Source organism: Mesorhizobium sp. CA15 (assembly GCF_020165215.1).
Lineage (GTDB): Bacteria > Pseudomonadota > Alphaproteobacteria > Rhizobiales > Rhizobiaceae > Mesorhizobium.
On record NZ_JAIUHQ010000014.1, the window covers coordinates 1 to 24,722 of the forward strand.

Consider the following 24,722-nt stretch of genomic DNA (forward strand, 5'->3'; position numbering starts at 1 on the left):
TCCTCTACCCCGTCGATCGGGGGAGAGGTGGCTCGGCGAAGCCGAGACGGAGTGGGGGTCGACCAGCGCTACATGAGGGGCGCGGAAGCTGCCAATCGGGAAGATGCCCGGCAGGGCAGAGGGGGGCGCGAAGGATCGCCAACTTCGGCAACCGCTCAATCGCCCAGCGGCAGTCTCGGATCGTCGACCTTCAGCGTGTTCACGCTCTGCTTGATGCGGCGCAGATTCTCCAGCACTTTCGGCCCGCGCGCTTCCGCCACCGTGGTGGCGATCATGTCGAGGATGGCCAAAAGCGCGTAGCGCGACGAGGTCGGCTTGTAGATGTTGCCGTCCTCGACGGACTGCAAAAGGATGACCGTGTCGGCGACCTTGGCCAAGGCCGAATCCGGCGCGGTGATGGCTACGGTGGCGGCGCCATATTGCTGAGCGACCTCGACGGCTTCGATCACCGAGCGCGCGTAGCCCGAGACGGAGAAGGCAAGCAGCGTCGTCTCGGGCGTCGCCACCGCGGCATACATGCGCTGCAGCTGACCGTCGGTCTGGGCGAGCGCCGACAGGCCGAGCCGGAACAGCCGGTTCTGCATCTCGGTCGCCATCATCGAGGAGATGCCGCCTGAGCCGATGCACAGCACATTGCCCGAACCGGCGATGCGGGCGGCAACATCCATCAGTGCCGTCATGTCGAGGTTTTCGCTGGCGCGCTGGATGGCGGCGATCGCCGCCTCGGTGATTGCCGAGGCGATGCGCTGCTCGCGCGCGTCGCGGCTGAGCGGCTCCGGCGACAGATACTGGCCGCCGATGGCGATCGCCTGCGCCAGGTAGAACTTGAAATCGCGCAGGCCCTCGCAGCCGAGATTGCGGCAGAAGCGGGTGACGGTCGGCTCGCTGACACCGACGCGCGCCGCGATCTCCGAGATGGCTGCCTTGGAGGCGAAGTCGAGGTCAGAAAGCACCAGCCCGGCCAGCCGGCGGTCCGACTTGGTGCCGTCCTGCGACATCAATTGCAGGCGGGTGATGATGTCGGCCGGGGTCTTCATCTCATCATCTCACAGCGGCAGGCCCGTCGCCTTATCGAAGAGGTGGATGTTGCGCGGATCGACGCTCACCGGCAGCCGGTCGCCCGGCTTCACCTGCAGCCGGTCGCGGAACACTGCGCGCACCGTGTCGCCGCCGACGGAGCCATAGACATGCGTTTCCGAGCCGGTCGGCTCGACGACATCGACCTTAATGGCGAGGGCATCGCCGCCGGCGCCGACCACGAAATGCTCGGGCCTGATGCCGGCCTCGACCGTGTCGCTGCCGGACGTAGCCTTGTCCGGGAGCGCCAGACGGCCGCCGCCCGTCGTCTCGAACCAGGACTTGGCTCCGGCGGTCTTCAGCGCGCCGGAGACGAAGCTCATCGAGGGCGAGCCGATGAAGGCGGCGACGAATTTGTTGGCCGGCCGATCGTAGAGCTCCAGCGGCTGCCCAACCTGCTGGATGCGGCCGCGATCCATCACCACGATGCGGTCGGCCATGGTCATCGCCTCGATCTGGTCGTGGGTGACATAGACGATGGTCGATTTCAGCCGCTGGTGCAGCGCCTTGATCTCGGTGCGCATCTGCACGCGCAGCTGCGCGTCGAGATTTGAAAGCGGCTCGTCGAACAGGAACACCGAAGGCTCGCGCACGATGGCGCGGCCCATGGCGACGCGCTGGCGCTGGCCGCCCGACAATTGCCTCGGATAGCGGTCGAGATAGGAAAAGAGGTTGAGCACGCCCGACGCCTTCTTGACCTTGTCCTCGATCGCGGCGCGCGTCTCGCCGCGGATTTTCGGGCCGAAGCCGATATTCTCCGAAGCCTTCAGATGCGGGAACAGCGCGTAGGACTGGAACACCATGGCGATGTTGCGTTTCTGCGGCGGCAGCTCGTTGGCGCGCGTGCCGCCGATGACGAGGTCGCCGGAGGTGATCGTCTCCAGCCCTGCCAGCATGCGCAGCAAAGTGGACTTGCCGCAGCCGGACGGGCCGACCAGCACGACGAACTCGCCGGTCCGGATGTCGAGGTCGATGTCCTCGAGGATTTTGTGCTGGCCATAGGATTTCGACAGGTTGCGGAACTGGACGTCGGTCATGCTCACGCTCCCAAAATGTCGTCGATGAAAGGCAGGTAGCCGGCAGTCAGTCCAGCGTCCACGGGCACCACGGCACCTGTTATGCCGGAAGCGCGCTCGGAGGCAAGGAAGGCAACGGCCTCCGCCACTTCCGACGCGTTGACGATGCGGCCGAGCGGATAGAGCCGCTTCAGCCGGCCTAAGATCTCGGGGTCCTTGGCCAGGCGATGGTCCCAGGCGGCGGTGCGGATCGAGCCCGGACAGACGACATTGGCACGCAACCCGCTGCGGCCGAGCTCGACGGCGATGGATTTGGCGTAGGCGTTGATGCCGGCCTTGGCCGCCGCATAGGCCGGATTGCCGAAATGCGAAATCGCGTTGACGGAGGAGATGAAGACGACGCTGCCCGACCCGCGCTTGGACATCGCCTTGATGAGCGGATCGGCGAAGGTCATCACGCCGGTCAGATTGAGGCCGAGCTCCTCTTCGATCTTGTCCGCCGTCAGCGCCTTCAACGTTTCGGCGCGCGTCCAGCCGGCATTGTTGATCAGGATGTCGGGAACGCCATCCTTGTCGAGCAGCGCGGGTATCGCCGCTTCGATCGAGGCCCGGTCGAGCAGGTTGAAGACATGGCGCGACGCGATATGCGGGCTGGCCAGAGCTTCCACCGACTGGTCGCAGCCGACGATCCGCGCACCGCGCTCGGTCATGAGCTCGACGATCGCCGAGCCGAGGCCGCCGCCGGCGCCGGTGACGACAACGGTTCTGCCCTCGAAATCGGCCTTTGATACCACGATGCGCGCTCCTCCGCCGTGCCAGACAGCGACGGAACGCTATCCAACAAAATGTAATTTAGCAACATGATAAACTGCTTGCATTGGGCATAACCCTCGATAATGTAGGAAAGTAACATAAATCCTGTGCCTCTAAGGCCAGGCGCGAATGCGCATCAATGGGAGAGATCAGATGAGCCTTGCGAAATGGACTATCGGCCTGTTGGCCGGAATGAGCATGCTGGCTTTTGCAGCACCCGCCGATGCCGGCGAGGTGCGCGTCACCGTCGCCGAATACAGCGCCAAGACCGGCCCCTATTTCGAAGCGGTGAAGAAGGAGTTCGAGGCGGCCAATCCCGGCATCACCATCAAGTATGAAGTGGTGCCGTGGGACGTGCTCCTGCAGAAGCTCACTACCGACATCACCGCCGGCACCAATGCCGACCTTTCGATCATCGGCACCCGCTGGCTGATCGACTTCGTGCAGCAGGATGTCGCCGAGCCGCTCGACAGCTACATCAAGCCGGAGTTCAAGGACCGCTTCATCGACACCTTCCTGCAGCCCTCGATCATGGACGGCCACACCTACGGCCTGCCGATCGCGGCTTCGGCCCGCGCCATGTATTACAACAAGGAGCTGTTCGAGAAGGCAGGCATCGCCAAGCCACCGGCCACCTGGAGCGAGTTGCAGGAGGACGCGCGCAAGATCAAGGCGCAAGGCGCCTTCGGCTACGGCCTGCAGGGCAAGGAGATCGAGACCGACGTCTATTACTACTACGCGATGTGGTCCTTCGGCACCGAAATCCTCAACAAGGACGGTACATCCGGCTTGAGCACGCCGGGCGCGCTCGAGGCCGCCAAGCTCTACAAGTCGATGATCGACGAGGGCCTGACCGAGCCTGGCGTGACTTCCAACAACCGCGAGGATGTGCAGAACCTGTTCAAGCAGGGCAAGGTCGGCATGATGATCACCGCGCCGTTCCTGTCCAACCAGATCAAGGAAGAGGCGCCGAAGCTGAAATACGGCGTCGCCGCCATCCCCGCCGGCCCGACCGGTGCGCGCGGCACCTATGGCGTCACAGACTCCATCATCATGTTCAAGAACTCCAAGAACAAGGACGAGGCCTGGAAGCTGCTCGACTTCCTGTTCACCAAGGAGCAGCGCGCCAAGTTCACGCAAGGCGAAGGCTTCCTGCCGGTGAACAAGGAAGAGGCGAAGATGGACTATTACGTCAACAATGCCGACCTCGCCGCCTTCACCGCGCTTCTGCCCGACGCCCGCTTCGCGCCGGTCATCCCCGGATGGGAAGAGATCGCCCAGATCACGTCGGACGCCATGCAGAAGATCTATCTCGGCAGCGCCACGCCGGAAGCGGCCTTGAAGGAGGCCGCCGACAAGGCCAACGCCGTCCTGACGAAGAAATAGGGCGTATCTCCCTGCGCCCGTGGCGCGCTCCACCCGTCGGAGCGCGCCACACTTTCCCTGCCTCCTTCCTCTCCCTCCGGAGGGGGGAGAGGTGGCTCGGCGAAGCCGAGACGGAGTGGGGGAACCACCTGGCAACCGCCGCGAACGGACATACGAAGGGCACTCGGCGCAAGCATCGCCTGCCTTGCGCCAAGGGTCGACCCCCACTCCGTCGAGCTGCGCTCGACACCTCTCCCCCGATCGACGGGGGAGAGGAAGGGGCTCTTCCGCAACTGCCGCGGAGGACAGGCAGACAGGTGAGGGGCGGCGCCTGGAAGGAATTCGAAACTGAGCGCCTGGCAGACAGATGAGAATTGGCACCCCCTCGAAGCCGCGCAACGCGATACAAACCAGCCGATGCAAAATCGTTTCCTGCCCTATCTGCTGACGCTGCCCAGCCTATTCCTGGCGGCGGTGGTGATCTTCTGGCCGGTCTGGGACCTGATCCAGATCTCGACGCATGACGTCAACCGCTTCGGTCAGTTGCGCGAGTTCAGCGGTCTCGCCAATTTCGCGGCGCTCGCCGCCGATCCCGATTTTATCGCCGCGCTCTGGCGCACCGCGCTGTGGACGGTGCTGGTCGTCGGCGGCGCGCTGCTTTTGTCGATCCCGGTGGCAATCATCCTCAACACCGACTTCTACGGCCGCGGCCTCGCCCGCGTCGTCATCATGCTGCCCTGGGCGGTGTCGCTGACCATGACGGCGGTGGTCTGGCGCTGGGCGCTCAACGGCGAGAGCGGCATGCTGAATTCGGCGCTGATGAAGCTCGGCCTGATCAGCCAGAACATCCAGTGGCTGGCCAGCGCCGAGACCGCCTTCCCGATGCAGGTGCTGATCGGCATATTGGTGACGGTGCCGTTCACCACAACGATCTTCCTCGGCGGCCTGTCCTCGATCCCCGACGATCTCTACGAGGCGGCGGCACTCGAGGGCGCCACGCCCTTGCAGCAGTTCCGCGAGATCACCTTTCCGCTCCTGAAGCCGTTCATCAACATCGCGATCGTGCTCAACACCATCTATGTCTTCAACTCCTTCCCGATCATCTGGGTGATGACACAAGGGGGGCCGGCAAACTCGACCGACATATTGGTGACCCATCTCTACAAGCTCGCCTTCCGCATCGGCAAGCTGGGCGAGGCATCAGCCGTGTCGCTGGTGATGTTCGCGATCCTGCTCGTCTTCACCATGATTTATGTCCGCCTCGCCATGCGGGAGCAGCGCGCATGACCCCTAAGATGAAACGCACCATCATCGCCTGGGTTCTGCTGGCCCCATTGATCGTGGTGACGATCTTCCCCTTCGCCGTCATGTTTCTCACCGCCGTCAAGCCGCGCACGGAGGTGCTGACGCCCACCTGGTGGCCGAGCGAGTTCCGCTGGTCGAATTTCGCCGACATGTGGGTGGCGACCGGCTTCGGCCAGGCGCTGCTCAACTCGCTCTATGTCTCGGCGCTGGCGACAATCGGCGCGATCCTGATCTCGGTGCCGGCCGCCTACGCCATGTCGCGCTTCCGCTTTGCCGGCTATGGCGCCTTCCGCCAGTTCCTTTTGATCTCGCAGATGATATCGCCGATCGTGCTGGTGCTCGGCCTGTTCCGGCTGATGGCGGCCTGGGGGCTGGTGGAGAGCACCACCGCGCTCGGCTTCATCTACATGGCCTTCAACGTCGCCTTCACCGTCTGGATGCTGCAGAGCTATTTCGACACCATCCCGCGCGACCTGGAGGAGGCCGCCTGGATGGAAGGCGCCGGGCGCTGGCTCACCCTGCGCAAAGTGTTCCTGCCGCTTTGCCTGCCGGCGATCGCGGTGACGGCGATCTTCACCTTCATCAATGCCTGGAACGAGTTCGTCGTGGCGCTCACCATGCTGCGCAGCCAGGAAAGCTACACGCTGCCGATCCAGGTTTTCTCGCTGGTCGCCGGCCGCTATACGATCGAATGGCACCATGTCATGGCCGCCACCCTGCTGGCGACACTGCCGGTGGCGATCCTCTTCATCTGGCTGCAGCGCTACCTCGTCCGCGGATTGGCGCTCGGCGCGGTCAAATAACTATCCCCGCAATTCCAGGAAAAGTGCGCAGCGGTTTTCCGTCCAGAATTGCGAAAAACAAAAGGTCCTCACGGAGCATTCATGCGCATCTTCACCGCCTCGCTGGCGACGGAAACCAACACCTTCTCGCCGGTGCCGACCGACCGGGCTTCCTTCGAGATGGCCTTCTATGCCGGCCCCGGAAAACATCCGGAGACGCCGACGCTCTGCTCCTCGCCGATCGTGGCGCTGCGCAAGCGCGCCGCGAAGGAAGGGCTGACCGTCATCGAAGGCACCGCCACCTGGGCGGAGCCCGGCGGTCTGGTGCAGCGGCAGACCCATGAAGCGCTGCGCGACGAGATCCTCGATCAGCTCAAGGCCGCCTTGCCGGTCGATGCGGTGATCCTGGGATTGCATGGCGCCATGGTGGCGCAAGGCTATGACGATTGCGAAGGCGATCTGTTGGAGCGCGTGCGCGCCATCGTCGGCCCGAAAGTGGTGATTGCCTCGGAGTTCGATCCGCACAGCCATTTGACGCCGAAACGCGTCGCAGCTTGCGACATCATGGCCTACTTCCTCGAATTCCCGCACACCGATTTCTACGAGCGCGGCGAGCATGTGGTCGAGCTCGGCCTTGCCGCGGCGCGCGGCGAGATCAAGCCGGTGATCTCGACCTTCGACTGCCGCATGATCCAGGTGCTGCCGACCAGCCGCGAGCCGATGCGTTCATTCGTTGACAAGATCAAGGCGCTGCATGGCAAGGACGGCGTGCTGTCGGTCTCGGTCATCCACGGCTTCATGGCGGCCGACGTGCCCGAAATGGGCACGCGCATCCTGGTCGTGACCGACAATGACAAGGCAAAGGGCGACAGGCTCGCCGAGACGCTCGGGCGCGAGCTCTACGCCTTGCGTGAGAAGACCGCCATGGCGATGCTTTCCGCTTCGGCCGGCATCGAGCGGGCATTAGCCGTGCGCACCGAGCGCCAGGACAAGCCGGTCGTGATCGCCGACATCTGGGATAATCCGGGCGGCGGCGTGCCGGGCGACGGCACCATTGTGCTGCGCGAGCTGCTTTCGCGCGGCGTGGCCAAGGTCGGCGTGGCAACGATCTGGGATCCGGTCGCGGTCACCTTCTGCCACGCGGCCGGCGAGGGCGCGGTCATCGACCTGCGCTTCGGCGGCAAGGCCGGCCCTCAGGCCGGCGAGCCGATCGATGCCCGCGTCAGGGTGCTGAAGACAACCAACGAAGGTTGGCAGAGTTTCGGACCAAGCCGGGTGACGCTGGGGCCGTCGGCGGTGGTGCGCATCGAAGGCACCGAGGTCGACGTCATCTTGAACACCAACCGCACCCAGACCTTCGAGCCGGATATCTTTTCCAACATCGGCATCGATCCGCTGTCGAAGGATGTCCTCCTGATCAAGTCGACGAACCATTTCTACGCCGGCTTCGCGCCGATCGCTGCCGAGATCATCTATGTGGCTGCGCCGAGTTCTTATCCGAGCAGTCCGGCGGTGACGGATTACAAGAAACTGACGCGGCCGATCTGGCCGAGAGTGGCTGATCCGTGGCGCGCTTCCCCTTCTCCCCTTGGGGGAGAAGGTGGCCGCGAAGCGGCCGGATGAGGGGTGTTCCAGCGGAGTGAGGCGCTGGCGTTCCCTGGAGCATCCCTCATCCGTCTCGGCGCTGCGCGCTGATCCACCTTCTCCCACAGGGGGAGAAGGGAAAGATGCGTCACACCAGCCCCCGCTTCACCATCATCGCCTCGGGCGACGGCATTTTCCCTCGAAACGCCGTGTAAAGCTCCTCCGGATCCTTCGACCCACCCGCGGCATAGATGTTCTTCCGCAGCCGCTCGGCGAGTTCCGGATTGAAGGCATCGCCCGTCTCCTCGAAAGCCGAGAAGGCGTCGGCGTCGAGCACTTCCGACCACATATAGGAATAATAGCCGGCTGAATATCCGTCGCCGGCGAAGACATGGCCGAAATGCGGGGTGCGGTGTCGCATCGCGATCGTGTCGGGCATATGCAGCTTTTCCAGCGTTTCAGCCTCGTATCGAAGCGGCTCGGCGGGCGCGTCAGGTCGCGCATGATAGGCCATGTCGATCAGCGCCGAAGCGGTGAACTCGACCGTGGCGAAACCGGCGCCGAAGGTGCGAGCGGCGAGCATCTTGTCGAGCAATGCCTTCGGCATCGGCTTGCCGGTCTTGACGTGCAGCGCATGCTTTTCCAGCACCGCCGGCACCGTCAGCCAATGCTCGTAAAGTTGCGAGGGCAGTTCGACGAAGTCGCGGCTGACCGACGTGCCCGAGACCGACGGCCAAGTGACGTCGGTCAGCATGCCGTGCAGCGCATGGCCGAACTCGTGGAACAGCGTCTTGGCCTCATCGACCGACAGCAGCGCCGCCTCGCCGGCCGGCGGCTTGGCGAAATTCATGATGTTGTAGATCACCGGCTTGGCGCCGTCGCCGAGCTTGTAGCCGGACCGAAGCGCACTCATCCAGGCGCCGGAGCGTTTTGAGGGCCGCGCGAAATAATCGGCGAGAAACAGGCCGCGCTCGCTGCCGTCGGCATTCTTCACCACGAAGACGCGCGCGTCGGGATGCCAGGCTGTTATGCCCTTCTTTTCCTCGAAAATGATACCGAACAGGCGTGTCGCCACATCGAAGCAGGCTTCGATGACGCGTTCGAGCTGCAGGTAAGGCTTCAGCTCCGCTTCGTCGAAGGCGAATTTCTCGGCGCGCAGCTTCTCCTGGTAGAAGCGCCAGTCCCAGGCCGCGAACTTCTCGTTGCTGCCCGCTTCCGCGGCCAGCCGCTCCAGCTCCTTCTGGTCGGCGGCCGCTTTTTCCAGGGCTTTCTCCCACACAGGATCGAGCAGCTCGTGCACGGCCTCCGGCGTCTTCGCCATCGTGTCGTCAAGCTTCAGCGCCGCGAAGGAGCCGTAGCCCAGCAGCTTCGCCTTCTCGGCGCGCAGCTTCAGCATGTCGCGCACAACATCGGTGTTGTCGGAGGCGCCGCCATTCTGGCCGCGCATGATGAAGGCTTTGAACGCGATCTCGCGCAGGTCGCGGCGCTCCGAGAAGGTCGAGAACGGCTCGTAGATCGATCGCGACAGCGTCACCGCATAGCGGCCCTTCTGGCCGCGCATCTCGGCCGCTTCCGCCATGGCGCTCTTCAAAAAGTCCGGCAGGCCGGCAAGGTCGGCCTCATCGAGGAACAGCGACCAGTCACGCTCGTCGGCGAGCACGTTCTGGCCGAATTTGGTGCCGAGCGAGGAGAGTTCCTCGTTGATTGCCGCGAGCCGCTTCTTGCCGTCGGCATCAAGCTTGGCGCCCGAGCGGACAAAGCCCTTCCAGGTCTTTTCCAGGACACGCAGCGTCTCGGCATCAAGCTTGAGACTGTCGCGCCGTTGGTAGAGATCGTCGATACGGGCAAATAGTTTTTCGTTCATCGAGATCGCCGAGAAATGCCGCGACATCTTTGGCGAAACCTCGCGCTCCATCGCCTGGATCGTGTCGTTGGTATGAGCGCCGGAGCGGCACCAGAAGATCGACGAGACACGGTCGAGCGCCTCGCCGGCAAGCTCGAGCGCGGCAAGCGTGTTCTCGACGGTCGGCATCTCGCTGTTGCCGGCGATCGCGTCGATCTCGGCCTGATGCGCCGCCAGCGCCGCGTCGAAGACCGGCCCGAAATCATTGTCGCCGATTCGCGAGAAATCCGGCAGGCCTAGCGGCCCTTGCCAGACGGTCAGCGGATGGGCGGCGAGATCGAGGGTTTTTGACATGGGCAAATCCAACTGGGGAGTTCGGTGAATTGGGAGCGGCAGGCTGCCCCGGATGTAGGACGATGCTACGCAGCGCGCAACAAGGGTCGCTCCAGGCTTCGCCTTAGACCATTCAAGGGACAAGGCGGTTCGCCGTTTTCCCTGAAACGGTGAAATGCGCTGGTCCATCGCAAACGCTGGAGATTGGCTGAAGCCTCTCAACCTCGTCATCCACGGGCGGAGCGACGCGAAGCGGAGCGCAGACCCGAGGATCCATTCCGTGACCTTGGCCGAGGAACGCAGCGGAGCAGAATTCTGCACTGTGGCAACGCTCGGAAGTCACGGAATGGATTCTAGGGTCTGCGCGCGTCGCTTCGCTCCTTGCTCCGCCCTAGAATGACGACCTGACAAGCGCGTCAGCCAATCTTCAAGCATGCCGCCTACCAACGCAAACACTAATAGCCGCTGCAATCCTGCGCCACCGCCGTCTGCGTGCTGACGACGATGCGCCCGCCAGCGATGGTAAAAGTCTCGCGCATCAGCATGTCGTTGCTGGGAAAGTCGTAGCAGGCGAGCACCGTGGTCTCGCCATTCTCGCTCTTTTCAATGCGATGACGGATCGCGGCGCCCGTCACCGCGCCCTGCCATTCGTCGATCGAGGCGATGAAATCCTGCTTGGTCTGCACGACGCCGATGTCGTCCAGCTTCATGCGCACGTCGTCGGCAAGCAATCCGGACAATTCGGTCCTGTCGGCGGCCAGCAGCGCCGAATACCAGCGATCGATGATGGCGCCGTCATCGGCGCTGGCGCGGGCGACCGTGGACATGAACAGCGCCGCCGCGAGAAAGAACCTCCACCGGCTCCGGTGCATTATCCCTCCGTCACAACTCAGGCCGCTCGAAATCGCCGGTTTCCTTGTTCATCACCCACAGCTCCCCGGTCGAGATGTCGAACCATGCGCCGTAGAGCGAGAGCTTGCCCTTGCCTTCGAGGATCGAGACGCAGGGAAAGGTCCTGAGATTGGCGATCGAATAGCGGACTGAAATACGCTCCAGCGCCGTCTGACGCTCGGTCGCCGTCATCATGGTACTGGAGGCCACGGTCTCGGCGGCCGGCGCGATCAGGCTCATCCATTTGCCGATGAAGTCGCCGGGCGACAGGGGCGAGGAATTGGTGTCGAGCGCGGCACGGATGCCGCCGCAGCGGCCGTGGCCCATCACCACGATGTTCCTCACCTTCAGGCTCTGCACGGCGAATTCGAGCGCGGCCGATGTCGAGTGATATTCGCCGTCCGGCTCATAGGGCGGCACCAGATTGGCGACATTGCGCAGCACGAAGAGCTCGCCCGGCCCGGCGTCGAAGATCGCTTCCGGCGCCGAGCGCGAATCGCAGCACGCGACGATCATCGTTTCCGGCGCCTGGCCTTCGCGCGCCAGCGAGCGATAGCGGTCGCTTTCCGAGGGATAGCGGCCGGCCATGAAGTTGCGATAGCCGGCGAGGAGGTGCTCAGGGAGGTGAGGCATGGGCGGCGTCTGGCCCTTTCCGGGTTGGATGCGGCACGAATGTCGGTGTTCGAGCTATGTCTGCCTGAAGTCTGGCAAAGCCTCTAGCGGCAAAAGTCGGTCGCGAGCAATGCCGAATTGCGGATGAGCCCGTCGCAATCGCGATGCGGCATTCATGGCTTCGTCAGGCCCAGATAGCAACGGGAATGCCGAAACGATCGGTCAATGGCGGATCTGGAGAAGGTTTTGCCTCGCCGTTGGCGATGCGCCCGGCAATCAGCATCATGGCCGCGGCATCGAGGAAGTCGTCGCTCGCCGCGCCACGTGGCGGCGCCTGGTCGAGAAAGGTTTTGCTGTAGCCATGCCGACAAAGCAGCGCCTTGCGCTCCTCCATGCCGGCCGGGTTGACCGCTCCCTTGATCTTCTTCGGCAGCGCCATCGCCGTGCCGCCATTCAGCCGGCAGAACGCCACTTCCGGATGCGATTCGAAGATGCGGCGGCACAACTCCGGGCGCGAGATCAACAGCTGATCGATCTCGCGGATCTTGGCAAAGATGCCGAAGGCCTGGATGGAAACGCCGCGCGGCGGATCCGACGTTGCCAATGCCGTCGCGCTTGCCTTTCGATGCGCCGCATACCAGGCTTCGATCGTGGTGAAGTCGCTGGTATCGGCATAGAGCGCCGCCCGCGAGGGGATGGCGAACACGCTCGATTGCCGCGCCCCGAGCAGCGGCCGCACCAGCGCTTCCGGCCCGCGGCCTCCCTTGCGCGAAAAATCCGGCAGGCCGATCGGCATGTCGACTGCGATCGTGGCATCGGGCAGCGCGTCGAGCAGCGCCTGGAAGCTTGGGAAGACCGAGACCGATGGCACGGCGTCCGCTTGGCGGTGGACAGCGATCCAGCCGGCCTTGCAGCCGTCGACGCCTGCGAGCTTCACGCCCGCTTGTCCCGCCCGGGATGCAGGAGATGGCGCAACTGCACCATCGCCATGGGGTGCGACAGGCTCTGCGCGTCGGTTTCGAGCTGCAGCTCGTCGCCGCCGCGCTTCGCGGTGCGAGCGAGGATCTCGTAGACGGCGGCGGTGGTCGATTGCAGCGCCTTGACCGGCGGCTGGCCGGACAGAACGCGCGCCAGATAGACGGCCGCAGTCAGGTCGCCAAGCCCGTTCGGCGGCTTCTCGATCACGCGGTGCTCGGCAAGCAGCGCCTGGCTGCCGTCGAGCAGGAAATTGCCGGTGCCGCCCGCCATCATCGCGGGCGCCGAGGTCACCAGCATGGTCGAAGGCCCGGCATGAAGTGCCGCCGCCGTCACCGCCTTGATGTCGGGCAGCGGCGCGCCCGCCATCCATTCTAGCTCATAGCGGTTCGGCGTGGCGATATCCGCGATCGGCATCAATTTGTCGCGCATGGCGACGGCCGTCGGCTCGGGCACGTAGAGCCCGCCCGAATCGCCCATCACCGGGTCGCAGATGTAAAGCGCGTTCGGCGTCTTTTCCTTGACGGCGGCGACCAGCGAGGCGACCGCGTCAGCCTGGCCGGCCTCGCCGAGATAGCCCGACAGCACGGCCCGCACCTCGCCCAACCAGGGCGCGCGCTCGAGATCGGCCATCAGCGCCTTGAACTGATCGAGCGGCGGAACGATGCGCGTGGCCCGGCTGTGGCCCGGATGCCAGGGCAGGATGACGGTCGGCACCGCCCAGACCGGGAAGCCCAGCGTCTCCAGCGCGAAGACGGCGGCGCGGTTGCCGACCGAGCCGCGGGCGACATGGCTGGAGATGACGATGACCGCGCGCGGCGCGTCGATTTTTTCTGCACTCATGGAAATCTGTTCCTAGCCGCCACCCGTTGCGGCATACACCAGCCAGGCCAATAGCCCAATGGCAATGAGGAAGCCGAGCGTTCGGCCAATGCGGGTACCCCAATATTCGATGGGATCGGTGCGGTCGGTGTCGCCGGCGGTCACGCGGTCGCGCGCGTCCTTCGCCGTGCGGACGATGAACGACGCGCCGCCCGGCGCTGTCTCGCGCGCCACGCGTTCGAGGATGCGGCGCGATTCGGTCTCGTCATCCTGGCGCTCGGCCATGGCAATTGCCCTTTCCTGCCCGGACCTTAGAGCAATTCCAGGAAAAGTGCGAAGCGTTTAGGCTCGGCTTACTTCGCCGCAGCCTTCCGACCGGAATTGCGTCAGACAAGAAGATGAAATCCTGTTCGCTCGACTATTCACAGGGGCTCTCGCCCGAGCCGGAGCAGGCGTCATCGGCCGGACATTTTCTTACGCGTGGATTGTGGTAATGCTTCGCGCGCAACTTCTGTCGAGGGACCAGTCATGATTGCCGAGCGCCTCTCACTAGCCTCCCCCTTCCGCAGCCTTGCCGCCTTCCTGATGATGGCTTTCGTGCTGCCGCTGCTTGCCGGCTGCGGCTACAACACCATCCCGACCGCGGAAGAGAACGCGCGTGCGGCCTGGAGCGAGGTGCTCAACCAGTATCAGCGCCGTTCCGACCTGATCCCGAACCTGGTCGAGACGGTGAAGGGCTATGCCTCGCATGAAAAAGATACGCTCGACGCGGTCGTCCAGGCGCGCGCCAAGGCAACGCAGATCACGGTGACGCCGGATACGCTGAAGGATCCCGAGGCGCTGAAGAAGTTCCAGGATGCCCAGGCCGGCCTGACCAGCGCGCTGTCGCGGCTGATCGCGGTGTCGGAAGCCTATCCCGATCTCAAGGCCAACCAGAATTTCCTCGCCCTGCAGGCGCAGCTCGAAGGCACCGAGAACCGCATCGCCGTGGCGCGGCGCGACTACATCCAGGCGGTCAGGGATTACAATCTGACGCTGAAGACCTTCCCGTCCGTGCTGTGGGCGACCTTCTGGTTCCGCGGCAACGAGCCGTTCGCGAACTTCACCGTCGAGGAAGACAAGATGCAGGTGCCGAAGGTCGATTTCGGCACGAGCACGAAGCAGGGCGGGTGAGCGGCGATTTAATCGAGCTTGTCAGCTTTGCGTTCCTTCGCGCCCCCCTCTGTCCTGCCGGACATCTCCCCCTCTTGGGGGGAGATTGGACGTCACGCCGGCCTTCGCCAATCTTCAGCGTCGAAGAAAGGGCGAGGTTGTCGAAACTGCCAATCTCCCCCCTTGAGGGGGAGATGTCCGGCAGGACAGAGGGGGGCGCGACAGAACGCCGGCATCGCCTTTCTTGGCTTGCTTTTTTGTCTCCTCCTCCCCCTCGCCGCCCTCGCCGCCGACCTTCCCGCCCTCACCGGCCGCGTCGTCGACAATGCCGGCATCATCGATGCTGGCACGCGCGCGTCCCTCACGCAAAAACTCGCCGACTTCGAAACCAAGGGCTCGGACCAGATCGTCGTCGCCACCATACCCAGCCTCGGCGGCGAGGAGATCGAGCCTTACGCCAACCGGCTGTTCCGCTTCTGGAAGCTCGGCCAGGCCAAGGAAAATAACGGCGTGCTGCTCTTGGTCGCGCCCAACGACCGCAAGATGCGCATCGAGGTCGGCTACGGGCTGGAAGGCACGCTGACCGACCTGCACACCAAGCTGATCATCGAGAACGACATGGTGCCGGCCTTCCGCGCCGGCGATTTCTCTGGCGGCATCACCAAGGCCGTCGACGACATGATCATGGTCCTGGAGGGCAATCCGGAGGAGCTGGAAGCGCGCGGCAAGCGCAACGAACAGGCGCCGTTCAATTCAGACGACCTGTTCTTCGCCATCTTCATCACCATCTGGGCGCTTATCTTCTTTGGCGGCATCGCGATGACGGTGCTACCGCCGATCTTCGGCCAGAAGATCGGACCGGGCCGCTATCGCTGGCTGGGCATGACTTTCGATCAGAACCGGCGCTCTTCCTCCGGCGGCTGGTCGTCCGGGGGCGGAGGCTGGTCGTCGGGCGGCGGTGGCTGGTCCTCGGGCAGCGGCGGTGGCGGGTTTTCCGGCGGCGGCGGCTCGTCCGGCGGCGGCGGCTCTTCGGGAAGCTGGTGAGGTACCATGGCAACGCGACCGATCAGCGCCGAGGACCATGACCGCATCGCCGAGGCGATCCGCGCCGCCGAGTCGAAGACCGACGGCGAGATCTACTGCGTCGTCGCGCGGGGCAGCGACGGCTACTTCTTTCCGGCCGCGTTCACCACGACGATCGGCGTGTTCGTCGCCAGCCTCGCCGTCGCCTATGGGCTGGAGGCATGGTGGCTGTCCATCCGGCTGCCGCATTTCGTGCTGGCGCAAGCGCTGGCGCTGGCCTCGGTGCTCGCCCTGCTCTGGTTCCTGCCTACCTTGCGCATTCATTTCGTGCCGAGAAGGCTGCGCTATCAGGCGGCGCACGCCAATGCGATGAAGCAGTTCCTGGCCCGCAACGTCCACCGCACGAGCGCGCGCACCGGCGTGCTCATCTTCGTCTCCGTTGCCGAGCGCTATGCCGAGGTCGTGGCCGATTCCGGCATCGACGCCAAGGTCGGCCAGCATGTCTGGGACGGCGTGGTGGGCGATCTGACCAAACAAGCCGGTGACGACCGGCTGGCCGACGGCTTCGTCAAGGCTATCGGTACGGTCGGCGCGGTGCTCGCCGAGCATTTCCCGGTCACCGAAGGCGACACCAACGAGCTTGACGATCATCTCGTCGAAATCTGACTAGTGCATGATGCCGAAAAGTGTGAGGCGGTTTTCGGGCGACATCATGCTCTATCTCTTGGATTAGAGACGGATTCAGATTTCAGGTCGATTCGACCTGAAATCATCCGGCTCTTGACGCCTCGTCGGCGAACGCACCTTTCGCCTGTGCGAAAGCGCGGAGGCGTGTTGGCGGACTCTTTGCAATCGCCCGATGCAGGTTTATGGTTAACCAATCATGAACACGCTGACGATCGACATCCGGAAGGCAGAGCCGCGCGACGCGAGCGCCATCGCCGAGGTGCACCAGCAGGCCTGGCGCGGCGCCTATTCCGGCATCATCCCGCATCGAACGCTGACCTCGATGATCAACCGTCGCGGCGTCGACTGGTGGGCCAACGCGATTCGCCGCGCCGCCACCGTGCTGGTCGTCGAGATCGGCGGAACCGTCGCCGGCTATGCCACGATCGGCAAGAACCGCGCCCGCGAACTCCGCCAGCAGGGCGAGATCTACGAGCTCTATCTTCGTCCGGAATATCAGGGCATCGGGCTCGGCAGCCGGCTGTTCAAGGCGGCCAAGGCCCGGCTCGCCGACCACGGCCTGCGCGGCCTGGTGGTCTGGGCGCTGGAGGACAATCACAACGCCTTGGCCTTCTACGCTGGCAATGGCGGCCGCGATATTGCCGAAGGCGTTGAAGTCTTCGAGCAGAAGGCGCTCAAGAAAGTGGCTTTCGTCTGGAATGACTGACGTCGCCTAGGTTACAATTCATCACAAACTGTGCGCTTCCATTGGCGTTCAGTGCCATTCGCCGCATTGCACCATGACGTTTCGCCCGCTATCGGTCTTGCAATCGAGAGAGGGATTTAGCCATGCGTATCGAAGCCGTGCCCACAGGAAAGAACCCGCCTGAGGACGTCAACGTCATCATCGAGGTGCCGATCGGCGGCGAGCCGATCAAATACGAAATGGACAAGGAGGCCGGCACCCTGTTCGTCGACCGCTTCCTGCACACCTCGATGCGCTATCCCGGCAATTACGGCTTCGTGCCGCACACGCTGTCGGGCGACGGCGACCCGATCGACGTTCTGGTCTGCAACACCCGGGCGCTGGTGCCGGGCTGCGTCATCAATGTACGGCCGATCGGCGTCTTGATCATGGAAGACAATGCCGGCCAGGACGAGAAGGTGATCGCCGTTCCCTCGCCCAAGCTGACGCTGCGCTACGAGAATGTCACCGAATACACGCATCTGCCCGAGATCACGCGCCAGCAGGTGCAGCACTTCTTCGAGCACTACAAGGATCTCGAGCCCGGCAAATGGGTCAAGATCGAGGGCTGGCACGATTCCAAATATGCCAAGAAGATGATCGTCGACGCGATCACGCGGGCCAAGACGCCAAATAAGGCTACCGAACGGCCTTCTCGCCGCCCGCTGCCGTGATCACCCCGACGATGATCAGCCCGGTCAGCACCAGCCGCACGCCGGCGCTGACGCCGAACGTGTTGAGCATGGTGAGCAGGAGCACCAGGAACAGGCCAGCGCCCCAGACCCCGGGCACGTTGGCCTTGCCTCCGGCTACCGAGGTGCCGCCGATGACCACGACCGCAATCGAGGCGAGCAGGTATTCGTTGCCGATATCGACATTGGCGCCGCGGAAATAGCCGGCAAGCAGCGCTCCATCGATGCCGCCCAGCGCGCCGCACAGCGTGTAGGTGAGGAAGCGGATGCGGCCGACATGGACGCCGGCAAGCCATGCGGCGCGGATGTTCTGGCCGATCGCCAGCACCGAGCGGCCGTAGATCATGCGCTGCAGCGCCAGCGCGGCGCCGATGGTGAAGATCACCGTCAGCATCGCCAGAACCGGAATACCCAGCACCTGCCAGTTGGTGAAGTCGGCGAAGCCCGGCGGCGGCTTGATCTGCAGGCCGCGGCCATAGCTGATGTCGACCGACTGGATGATGAAGCTCGCCGACAGCGTCGCGATGATCGGCGGGATGCGCAGTGCCCAGATCAATAGATAGTTGATGGCGCCGATCGCCGCGCCGCAGGCGAGTGCGGCAAGCAGCCCGACGAGGATCATGGAATCGCTGCCGCCCATCACCTTCATGGCGACCGCGCTTGCCAGCCCGATATTGGCCGGCAGCGACAGGTCGACATTGCCGGGTCCCAGCGTGATGACGAACATCTGGCCGACGCCGACGATGACGGTGAAGACGGCAAGCGACAGCGCCGCCGTGACCATGCCGCCGGCGCCGTACCCGCCGGTGAAGGCAATCGTTGCCAGCCAGACGACGACCGCGCCGACGAAGGACCAGATCCAGGGTTTTTCAAGCAGTGTCCGCACTGAGGTCATCGCCTACCTCTCCCTGCGGCTGATCAGCACCCGCGCCGCCAGCACGATGATCAGGATCGCGCCATTGGCGGCCACCTGCCAGTCGGGCGGGATGTGCATGAAGGTCAAGAGCGGCGAGGCGGCCAGCGCCAATGTCAGCGCGCCGAGGACGGCGCCGATCGGCGACACCCGGCCGCCGACGAACTCGCCGCCGCCGAGGATGACGCCGGCGATCGAGAGCAGCGTATAGCCATTGCCGATATTGGCGTCGGCCGACGTGGTGATGCCGATCAACGCCATGCCAGAGAGCACGCCGAACAGGCCGGTCAGCGCGAACAGCACGACCTTGGTCTTGAGCAGCGACCAGCCGGCGCGCCTCAGCGCCGCGGCATTGCCGCCTGAGCCGCGCAGGATGACGCCGTAGGACGTGCGCATCAGGCCGAAATGCACGACCGCGGCGATCAGCAGCGCGGCAAGGATCGGGAACGGAATGTAGGGCGGCTTGAACGACAGGATCGACAGCAGCCAGTCCGGCGCCTTACCGCCGGGCTTGGGCAGGATCAGGATCGCAAGCCCCTGCCAGACGAAGCTCATGCCGAGCGTCACCACGATCGAAGGCAAATTGCGCAGGTGGATCAGCGCGCCGAGCAATGCATAGACGCCGATCGAACCCATGAGCACGAGAATGCCGAGGAGCGGCGCGTCCCGCAGCCATGTCGCGGTGACGCAGCCGACGAAGCCGACGAACGTCCCTATCGACAGGTCGAGCTCGTTGCCGGCGATGACGAACATCTGTGCGATCGTCGCCAGCGCGATCGGGATCGCCAGGTTGAGCATCAGGTTGAAGCCGAAATAGCTGATGGCGCGCGGGTTGAGCCAGGCAATCGCAATCAGCACCAGCGCCAGCGACAAAGCCGGCAAAAGGCCGCGCAGCATGCGCGCCCGGGCGGCGCTGCCGCGCGGCGAGGCTTTCGGAACGGTGCCGGGAGCGATCGCCGTCATCTCAAGCCGCATCGCCGAACGAGGACTGGATGATCTTTTCCTCCGTCAGCTCGTCGCGCCCAAGATTGGCGACGATCCGGCCATTCTTGAAGACGTAGACATGGTCGCAATTGTCGAGCTCCTCGGTCTCGGTCGTGTACCAGAGGAAGGTGCGGCCCTTGGCGGCCTCCTCGCGCACGAGGTCATAGACTTCGAGCTTGGTGCCGATATCGACCCCGCGCATCGGGTCGTCCATCAGCACGATCTCTGCGTCGGAGCCGAGCGCGCGGGCAAACAGCGCCTTCTGCTGGTTGCCGCCCGACAGCGAATAGATGTTGTTGTTCATGTCCGGCGTTCGGATGCCGATCTTCTTTTTCCAGAATTCGGCAAGCTCGGCCTCGCGCTGCGGCGAGATCAGCAGCCCGTTGCGCAGCCGCGCCAGCGAGCGGATGCCGATATTCTGCGCGATCGACCATTGCGAAAAGATGCCGTCCGACTGGCGGTCGCCTGCGACCAATGCCACTGGCGCCGTCACCTCGATGCCGGTCCTGGCGCGGGCGGCGGCCGAGAAGATCGCCAGCAAAAGATCCGTCTGGCCGTGGCCGGCAAGTCCCGCAAGACCGATGATCTCGCCTGCGCGCGCGACAAGCTCCTTGCCGTCCTGCTGCCTGGCCGGGCGTGCCCGCACCCTGAGCGCTCCTGGCTCGGTCTTGCGGGCCTCGGCGGCGGCTTTGTGATGTCCCTCGGCGCCGCCCATGGCCGCGACCAACCTGTCGCGGTCGAACGCGCTCGCGGCGTCGGCCGCGACCACCTTGCCGTCGCGCATCACCACGATGCGGTCGGCGTTCTGCAGCACCTCGCCCAGCACATGCGAGATCAGGATGCAGCTGCCTCCGGCCGCCACGAAGCGGCGCACGAATGAAAGCAATTGGCCCGCCGTATGCGCGTCGAGCGAGGAGGTCGGCTCGTCGAGGATGACCAGATGCAGCGGCTCGCGGGTCAGCGTGAAGGCGCGCGCCACCTCGACCATCTGGCGCCGCCCGATCGAAAGGTCGCCGGCAATGTCGTCCGCCGAAATGCCGTGGTCCGGGAAGATCTCGTCCAGCTTGGCGCGGATGAGGTCGGCGGCCCGGCGCCGCCAGCCGAAACCGGTAAGCGCGGGGTGATTGATGCGGGTATTCTCGGCGACGCTGAGATTGGGGCAGAGCGACAGCTCCTGGAAGACGCAGCGTATGCCAAGCTCGAGCGCGCGCGCCACCGAATAGCTCGCTTCCTGATTGCCGCGCACGGCGATCTGCCCGCCATCCGGCCGCAGCGTGCCGGCCACCATGTGCATGAGCGTCGACTTGCCGGCACCGTTATGCCCGACCAGCCCGACGCATTCGCCGGCGCCGACATGGAAGTCGACGCCGTTAAGCGCCCGAACGGCGCCGAAATGCTTTTCGGCGCCGTTGAGCCTGACGATATCCGCAATAGCCTGAAGCATCCTCAACTTTATCCGGTTGGCGATGCGGACCGCAATGTGCCCACCGCTATTGCTTGATGTTGGCCTTGATCGCCGCGATAGCTTCTTCCTGCGTGTATTCGTGCGTGGCGACGCCGCCTTCCTTGATCTTCGGCAGCGCGGCCTCGAAATCGTCCTGGGTGAAGGCGAGATAGGGCACCAGGAGGTCATGCGGGATGTCCTTGCGGCCGTCGAGCACCTGCTGCGCCACCCAGAAGGCCAGCGTCGACACGCCGGGCGCGATCGAGGCCGACCAGGTCTTGTAGCCGTCCTTCTCCTTCTGCTCCTTCCACCACTTCAGCTCGTCCTGCCGGTTGCCCATGATGATGGTCGGGCGTGGCTTGCCGGCCGCGGCGAAGGCCTGCGCGGCGCCATAGCCGTCGCCGCCCTGGTCGACGATGCCGACGACATCCGGCAACGACGGCAGGATGGTCGCCACCGCCTTCTGCGCCGTCGTCTGGTCCCAGTCGCCCGTCACCGAACCGACGATCTTGAACTCGGGATGGGCGGCGACGCCTTCGAGGATGCCGGCATGGATGGCATCGTCGATCGAGGTACCGGCGAGACCGCGGATTTCCAACAGATTGCCGCCCTTGGGCTGGAATTTGGCCATCTGCTCGACTTCCTGCTTGCCCATGTCCTTGAAGTCAACGACGACGCGGTAGGCGCAAGGCTCGGTCACGATGCCGTCGAAGGAGACGACGACGATACCGGCATCGCAGGCCTGCTTGATGGCGCCATTGAGCGCATCGGGCGACGCGGCGTTGATGACGATGGCGTCATAGCCCTGCAGGATCAGGTTCTGCACCTGGGCGGCCTGAGTCGGCACTTCCTTGTCGGCGGTGGTGAAGACATCCGCTGCCGCGACCACCTTGTCCTCGACTGCCTTCTTGGTGACGATCGCATAGCTGTCGAGCATCGCCTGGCGCCACGAATTGCCGGCATAATTGTTGGAGAAGGCGATCTTCTTGCCGCTGGTGTCGGCAAGCGCGGTGCCCGAGGCGAGCATCGCCGCAAATGCACTCAATACGAGCAGTTTCTTCATGTCGGTTCCTCCCGAGGTTGCTGCTGTTAACACGAAATCTCTGTTTTTTATCTATTGTCAGACAAATTCAGAGGAACCGCAAGCTGTCAACTCCAAAGCATTGGCACTGCTCGATCAACTTGCGGTGCGACGATTGAAAAGACGGCGACTCCTGGTCTAGGAACGCGGCAGGAGGCCAGTGCATGGCAGTGACGCCGACCGTTGCTAAAGGCGCGCCCGGAATTCCGGCGCGCTGGACGTCAAGTGCCAAGAGTGGCGTCGGAACCGCGCTTTCGGCAAAAAGCCCGCTCTGGTTCACCACCAGCCACGGCATCCTGAATGAAATCTATTATCCGCACCTCGACAGCGCCTGCACGCGCGACCTGGGGCTGATCGTCACCGGCCCCGGCGGTTATTTTTCCGAAGAGAAGCGCGATGCGGCCCACACCGTCCACCCTTTCGAGGATGGGGTGCCTGGCTACCGGCTGACCAACATCGCCTCCGACGGCGCTTACCGGATCGACAAGCGCATCGTTACGGACTCGAAACGACCTGTGTTGCTGCAGGAAGTGCGTTTCAGCGCGATCAAGGGCTCGCTGGCTGATTATCGCGTCTACGCGCTGCTTGCGCCGCACCTGGTCAACGCCGGCATGGGCAATACGGCCTGGATCGGCGAGCATAAGGGGCAGCGTCTTCTCTTCGCCACCGGGCGCGGCGTGTCGCTCGCGCTCACCTCCTCTTTGCCCTGGGGCGCCTGCTCGGCCGGTTATGTCGGCTTTTCCGACGGCTGGCAGCAGCTGCGCGACAGCGGCGCGCTCGATCCATCCTGCTTGGCGGCGGAAAACGGCAATGTCGCGCTGACCGGCGAGATCGGCTTTTCGGCCGGCAGGACGGTTGCCTTGCTGGCGCTCGGCTTCGGCGCTTCGCCGGAGGAAGCCGCCGACCTTGCGCTTGCAAGCCTGCAACAGGGTTTCGAGCCGGCCGCGAAGACTTATGTCGAGAACTGGCGGACATTTCAGGCAGGGTTGGAAAAACTCGATCGCCGCGGCGCCTCCGGCCTGAACACCTACCGCGCCAGCACCGCGGTGCTGGCAACGCATCTGTCGATCGCGAGACCGGGCGCTGCCGTCGCCAGCCTGTCGATCCCCTGGGGTTTCAACAAGGGCGACGACGATCTCGGCGGCTATCATCTCGTCTGGCCGCGCGACCTGGTCGAGACGGCTGGCGGCTTCCTGGCGGCCGGCGACGGGAGGCAGGCGCTACAGATCCTCGCCTATCTGCGCTCGATCCAGCAACCGGACGGCCACTGGCCGCAAAATTGCTGGTCCGACGGCACCGCCTATTGGCCGGGCATCCAGATGGATGAATGCGCCTTTCCGCTACTGCTCGCCGATGCCTTGCGCCGCGCCGGCCATCTGCCCAAGTCGAAGCTCACCGACTTCCTGGGCATGATCGAGAACGCGGCCGCCTATGTCGCGCGCAATGGCCCGGTCACCGGCGAGGACCGCTGGGAAGAGGACGCCGGCTACAGCCCGTTCACGCTGGCCGTGGAAATAGCGGGCCTGCTCGCCGCCGCCGACATGCTGGAAGCCTGCGGCAAGAAAGAGCCGGCAAACTATCTGCGCGAGACCGCCGATTGCTGGAACGACCAAGTCGAGCGCTGGACCTATGTGACCGGTACGCAGGCAAGCACCAAGGCGGGAATCGACGGATATTATGTCCGCATCGCGCCGCCCGACAATGGCGGCGCCGCGTCTCCGAAGGACGGCTTCGTGCCGATCAAGAACCGGCCGCCGGGCGACACTGACAAGCCGGCCGAGGCGATCATCAGCCCGGACGCCCTGGCGCTGGTCCGCTTTGGCCTGAGGGCCGCGGACGACCCGGGCATCCTCAACACGATCAAGGCGATTGACGCCGAGCTGCGCTGCGACCTGCCGCAAGGCCCGCTCTGGTACCGCTATACCGGCGACGGCTATGGCGAGCACGAGGACGGCTCGCCTTTCGACGGCACCGGCCAGGGGCGGCCGTGGCCGCTGCTCGCCGGCGAGCGCGCCCATTACGAGCTGGCCGCCGGCCGCGGGGATAGGGCTGCGCAACTGCTTGAGACTTTCGAACGTTCGGCCGGAGTCGGCGGCCTACTGCCGGAGCAGGTCTGGGATCGCCCTGACATGCCGGACCGCGAATTGCGGCTGGGCAAACCGTCCGGCAGCGCCATGCCGCTGGTCTGGGCGCATGCAGAGCACATCAAGCTGTTGCGCTCGCTGCGCGACGGCGCCGTCTTCGACCTGCCGCCGCAAGGCGTCGAACGTTATATCAAGGGCCAGACGGTCTCGCCGCTTAGGATCTGGCGCTTCAACCACAAGATCCGCTCCATTCCGGCCGGCAAGGCGCTGCGCGTCGAATTGTCGGCGCCTGGCGTCGTCCATTGGAGCAGCGACAAATGGCTGACCGTGCAGGACAGCAAGACAACCGAGAATGCGTTCGGCATTCACCTGGTGGATTTGCCCGTTAACCGCCTGCAGCCGGGAACCACCATCCTCTTCACTTTTTTCTGGCCCGGGGCGATGCGTTGGGAGAATGTCGACTTCAGCGTCGGCATTGACGCCCAATCGTGATCCGGCAGGGCCATTGGACTTCTCCTTC

At 64.4% G+C, this 24,722-nt stretch carries 23 protein-coding genes; 10 read left to right on the forward strand and 13 right to left on the reverse strand.

Features of this window, described 5'->3' with window-relative positions:
• Window positions 1–155: 155 nt before the first annotated feature.
• The 3 genes from LB515_RS20620 to LB515_RS20630 are packed head-to-tail and all read right to left on the reverse strand — an operon-like array spanning window position 156 to window position 2,887.
• On the reverse strand, window positions 156–1,037 hold the full coding sequence (locus LB515_RS20620) for a MurR/RpiR family transcriptional regulator (RefSeq protein WP_224708795.1): 882 nt from the start codon (window positions 1,035–1,037) through the stop codon (window positions 156–158).
• Between the two features lie 9 nt (window positions 1,038–1,046).
• The gene (locus tag LB515_RS20625) at window positions 1,047–2,114 is read right to left on the reverse strand and encodes an ABC transporter ATP-binding protein (RefSeq protein ID WP_224708796.1); all 1,068 of its coding nucleotides are present in this window, start codon (window positions 2,112–2,114) and stop codon (window positions 1,047–1,049) included.
• Between the two features lie 2 nt (window positions 2,115–2,116).
• Complete coding sequence (locus LB515_RS20630; RefSeq protein ID WP_224708797.1) at window positions 2,117–2,887, reverse strand: SDR family NAD(P)-dependent oxidoreductase; 771 nt, start codon at window positions 2,885–2,887, stop codon at window positions 2,117–2,119.
• Between the two features lie 172 nt (window positions 2,888–3,059).
• Here LB515_RS20630 and LB515_RS20635 point away from each other — a divergent pair, with 172 nt between their 5' ends.
• The 4 genes from LB515_RS20635 (at window position 3,060) to LB515_RS20650 (ending at window position 7,981) form a co-directional block, all read left to right on the forward strand.
• Window positions 3,060–4,292 (forward strand): ABC transporter substrate-binding protein, encoded by a 1,233-nt coding sequence (locus LB515_RS20635; RefSeq protein WP_224708798.1) that lies wholly within the window; start codon window positions 3,060–3,062, stop codon window positions 4,290–4,292.
• Between the two features lie 396 nt (window positions 4,293–4,688).
• Window positions 4,689–5,558 (forward strand): carbohydrate ABC transporter permease, encoded by an 870-nt coding sequence (locus tag LB515_RS20640; RefSeq protein ID WP_224708799.1) that lies wholly within the window; start codon window positions 4,689–4,691, stop codon window positions 5,556–5,558.
• A complete protein-coding gene (locus LB515_RS20645) occupies window positions 5,555–6,379 on the forward strand; it encodes a carbohydrate ABC transporter permease (protein ID WP_224708800.1) in 825 nt (274 codons plus the stop codon). Before LB515_RS20640 ends, LB515_RS20645 begins: the two co-directional genes overlap by 4 nt.
• Window positions 6,380–6,460: 81 nt before the next feature.
• Window positions 6,461–7,981 carry a M81 family metallopeptidase gene (locus LB515_RS20650; protein WP_224708801.1) on the forward strand — a complete coding sequence of 507 codons (1,521 nt, stop codon included), beginning with the start codon at window positions 6,461–6,463 and terminating at the stop codon, window positions 7,979–7,981.
• A gap of 109 nt (window positions 7,982–8,090) precedes the next feature.
• On the opposite strand, the gene LB515_RS20655 is transcribed toward LB515_RS20650, so the two are convergent.
• The 6 genes from LB515_RS20655 to LB515_RS20680 all read right to left on the reverse strand — a co-directional run bounded on the left by LB515_RS20655 (window position 8,091) and on the right by LB515_RS20680 (window position 13,703).
• Window positions 8,091–10,139 (reverse strand): M3 family metallopeptidase, encoded by a 2,049-nt coding sequence (locus LB515_RS20655; RefSeq protein WP_411969159.1) that lies wholly within the window; start codon window positions 10,137–10,139, stop codon window positions 8,091–8,093.
• Window positions 10,140–10,573: 434 nt separating this feature from the next.
• The gene (locus LB515_RS20660; RefSeq protein WP_224611038.1) at window positions 10,574–10,945 is read right to left on the reverse strand and encodes a nuclear transport factor 2 family protein; all 372 of its coding nucleotides are present in this window, start codon (window positions 10,943–10,945) and stop codon (window positions 10,574–10,576) included.
• 55 nt (window positions 10,946–11,000) lie between these two features.
• The gene (locus LB515_RS20665) at window positions 11,001–11,642 is read right to left on the reverse strand and encodes a carbonic anhydrase (protein ID WP_095769607.1); all 642 of its coding nucleotides are present in this window, start codon (window positions 11,640–11,642) and stop codon (window positions 11,001–11,003) included.
• A gap of 163 nt (window positions 11,643–11,805) precedes the next feature.
• Window positions 11,806–12,558 carry a DUF429 domain-containing protein gene (locus tag LB515_RS20670; RefSeq protein WP_224611039.1) on the reverse strand — a complete coding sequence of 251 codons (753 nt, stop codon included), beginning with the start codon at window positions 12,556–12,558 and terminating at the stop codon, window positions 11,806–11,808.
• Window positions 12,555–13,439 (reverse strand): pyridoxal kinase PdxY, encoded by an 885-nt coding sequence (gene pdxY / locus LB515_RS20675; RefSeq protein WP_224611041.1) that lies wholly within the window; start codon window positions 13,437–13,439, stop codon window positions 12,555–12,557. Before pdxY ends, LB515_RS20670 begins: the two co-directional genes overlap by 4 nt.
• A gap of 12 nt (window positions 13,440–13,451) precedes the next feature.
• Window positions 13,452–13,703, reverse strand: coding sequence for a hypothetical protein (locus LB515_RS20680; protein ID WP_224611043.1), 252 nt, complete (start codon window positions 13,701–13,703; stop codon window positions 13,452–13,454).
• A 243-nt stretch (window positions 13,704–13,946) separates the two neighbouring features.
• Between LB515_RS20680 and LB515_RS20685 the strand changes: the two genes are divergently transcribed.
• From LB515_RS20685 to ppa, 5 genes are all read left to right on the forward strand, one after another.
• A complete protein-coding gene (locus LB515_RS20685) occupies window positions 13,947–14,591 on the forward strand; it encodes a LemA family protein (protein ID WP_140846449.1) in 645 nt (214 codons plus the stop codon).
• A gap of 162 nt (window positions 14,592–14,753) precedes the next feature.
• On the forward strand, window positions 14,754–15,614 hold the full coding sequence (locus LB515_RS20690) for a TPM domain-containing protein (protein WP_140846448.1): 861 nt from the start codon (window positions 14,754–14,756) through the stop codon (window positions 15,612–15,614).
• A 6-nt stretch (window positions 15,615–15,620) separates the two neighbouring features.
• A complete protein-coding gene (locus LB515_RS20695; protein WP_224708802.1) occupies window positions 15,621–16,259 on the forward strand; it encodes a TPM domain-containing protein in 639 nt (212 codons plus the stop codon).
• A gap of 217 nt (window positions 16,260–16,476) precedes the next feature.
• The gene (locus tag LB515_RS20700; RefSeq protein WP_040991512.1) at window positions 16,477–16,986 is read left to right on the forward strand and encodes a GNAT family N-acetyltransferase; all 510 of its coding nucleotides are present in this window, start codon (window positions 16,477–16,479) and stop codon (window positions 16,984–16,986) included.
• A 122-nt stretch (window positions 16,987–17,108) separates the two neighbouring features.
• Window positions 17,109–17,678 carry an inorganic diphosphatase gene (gene ppa, locus LB515_RS20705; RefSeq protein ID WP_224708803.1) on the forward strand — a complete coding sequence of 190 codons (570 nt, stop codon included), beginning with the start codon at window positions 17,109–17,111 and terminating at the stop codon, window positions 17,676–17,678.
• Here the strand turns inward: ppa and LB515_RS20710 are convergent.
• From LB515_RS20710 to LB515_RS20725, 4 genes are read right to left on the reverse strand one after another with little or no spacing between them, the layout of a single operon-like run.
• Complete coding sequence (locus LB515_RS20710) at window positions 17,644–18,591, reverse strand: ABC transporter permease (RefSeq protein WP_224708804.1); 948 nt, start codon at window positions 18,589–18,591, stop codon at window positions 17,644–17,646. The genes ppa and LB515_RS20710 overlap by 35 nt on opposite strands.
• Window positions 18,592–18,594: 3 nt before the next feature.
• Entirely contained in the window at window positions 18,595–19,572 is a 978-nt protein-coding gene (locus LB515_RS20715; protein WP_224531917.1) for an ABC transporter permease, read from the reverse strand.
• 1 nt (window position 19,573) lies between these two features.
• Window positions 19,574–21,037, reverse strand: a complete 1,464-nt coding sequence (locus LB515_RS20720; RefSeq protein WP_224708805.1) for a sugar ABC transporter ATP-binding protein — start codon at window positions 21,035–21,037, stop codon at window positions 19,574–19,576.
• A gap of 46 nt (window positions 21,038–21,083) precedes the next feature.
• Complete coding sequence (locus tag LB515_RS20725) at window positions 21,084–22,100, reverse strand: ABC transporter substrate-binding protein (protein WP_095769596.1); 1,017 nt, start codon at window positions 22,098–22,100, stop codon at window positions 21,084–21,086.
• Between the two features lie 182 nt (window positions 22,101–22,282).
• Between LB515_RS20725 and LB515_RS20730 the strand changes: the two genes are divergently transcribed.
• Entirely contained in the window at window positions 22,283–24,694 is a 2,412-nt protein-coding gene (locus LB515_RS20730) for a glucan 1,4-alpha-glucosidase (RefSeq protein WP_224708806.1), read from the forward strand.
• Window positions 24,695–24,722: the final 28 nt, after the last annotated feature.

Excerpts from the sequence above, each read along its gene's own strand:
- LB515_RS20660 (WP_224611038.1), bottom strand. The coding sequence starts at position 10,945 with ATGTCCACGGTCGCCCGCGCCAGCGCCGATGACGGCGCCATCATCGAT.
- LB515_RS20635 (WP_224708798.1), top strand. The coding sequence starts at position 3,060 with ATGAGCCTTGCGAAATGGACTATCGGCCTGTTGGCCGGAATGAGCATG.
- LB515_RS20640 (WP_224708799.1), top strand. The coding sequence starts at position 4,689 with ATGCAAAATCGTTTCCTGCCCTATCTGCTGACGCTGCCCAGCCTATTC.
- LB515_RS20650 (WP_224708801.1), top strand. The coding sequence starts at position 6,461 with ATGCGCATCTTCACCGCCTCGCTGGCGACGGAAACCAACACCTTCTCG.
- ppa (WP_224708803.1), top strand. The coding sequence starts at position 17,109 with ATGCGTATCGAAGCCGTGCCCACAGGAAAGAACCCGCCTGAGGACGTC.
- LB515_RS20710 (WP_224708804.1), bottom strand. The coding sequence starts at position 18,591 with ATGACCTCAGTGCGGACACTGCTTGAAAAACCCTGGATCTGGTCCTTC.
- LB515_RS20625 (WP_224708796.1), bottom strand. The coding sequence starts at position 2,114 with ATGACCGACGTCCAGTTCCGCAACCTGTCGAAATCCTATGGCCAGCAC.
- LB515_RS20715 (WP_224531917.1), bottom strand. The coding sequence starts at position 19,572 with ATGACGGCGATCGCTCCCGGCACCGTTCCGAAAGCCTCGCCGCGCGGC.
- LB515_RS20680 (WP_224611043.1), bottom strand. The coding sequence starts at position 13,703 with ATGGCCGAGCGCCAGGATGACGAGACCGAATCGCGCCGCATCCTCGAA.
- LB515_RS20620 (WP_224708795.1), bottom strand. The coding sequence starts at position 1,037 with ATGAAGACCCCGGCCGACATCATCACCCGCCTGCAATTGATGTCGCAG.
- LB515_RS20730 (WP_224708806.1), top strand. The coding sequence starts at position 22,283 with ATGGCAGTGACGCCGACCGTTGCTAAAGGCGCGCCCGGAATTCCGGCG.
- LB515_RS20695 (WP_224708802.1), top strand. The coding sequence starts at position 15,621 with ATGGCAACGCGACCGATCAGCGCCGAGGACCATGACCGCATCGCCGAG.
- LB515_RS20725 (WP_095769596.1), bottom strand. The coding sequence starts at position 22,100 with ATGAAGAAACTGCTCGTATTGAGTGCATTTGCGGCGATGCTCGCCTCG.
- LB515_RS20655 (WP_411969159.1), bottom strand. The coding sequence starts at position 10,139 with ATGTCAAAAACCCTCGATCTCGCCGCCCATCCGCTGACCGTCTGGCAA.
- pdxY (WP_224611041.1), bottom strand. The coding sequence starts at position 13,439 with ATGAGTGCAGAAAAAATCGACGCGCCGCGCGCGGTCATCGTCATCTCC.
- LB515_RS20665 (WP_095769607.1), bottom strand. The coding sequence starts at position 11,642 with ATGCCTCACCTCCCTGAGCACCTCCTCGCCGGCTATCGCAACTTCATG.
- LB515_RS20700 (WP_040991512.1), top strand. The coding sequence starts at position 16,477 with ATGAACACGCTGACGATCGACATCCGGAAGGCAGAGCCGCGCGACGCG.
- LB515_RS20645 (WP_224708800.1), top strand. The coding sequence starts at position 5,555 with ATGACCCCTAAGATGAAACGCACCATCATCGCCTGGGTTCTGCTGGCC.
- LB515_RS20720 (WP_224708805.1), bottom strand. The coding sequence starts at position 21,037 with ATGCTTCAGGCTATTGCGGATATCGTCAGGCTCAACGGCGCCGAAAAG.
- LB515_RS20685 (WP_140846449.1), top strand. The coding sequence starts at position 13,947 with ATGATTGCCGAGCGCCTCTCACTAGCCTCCCCCTTCCGCAGCCTTGCC.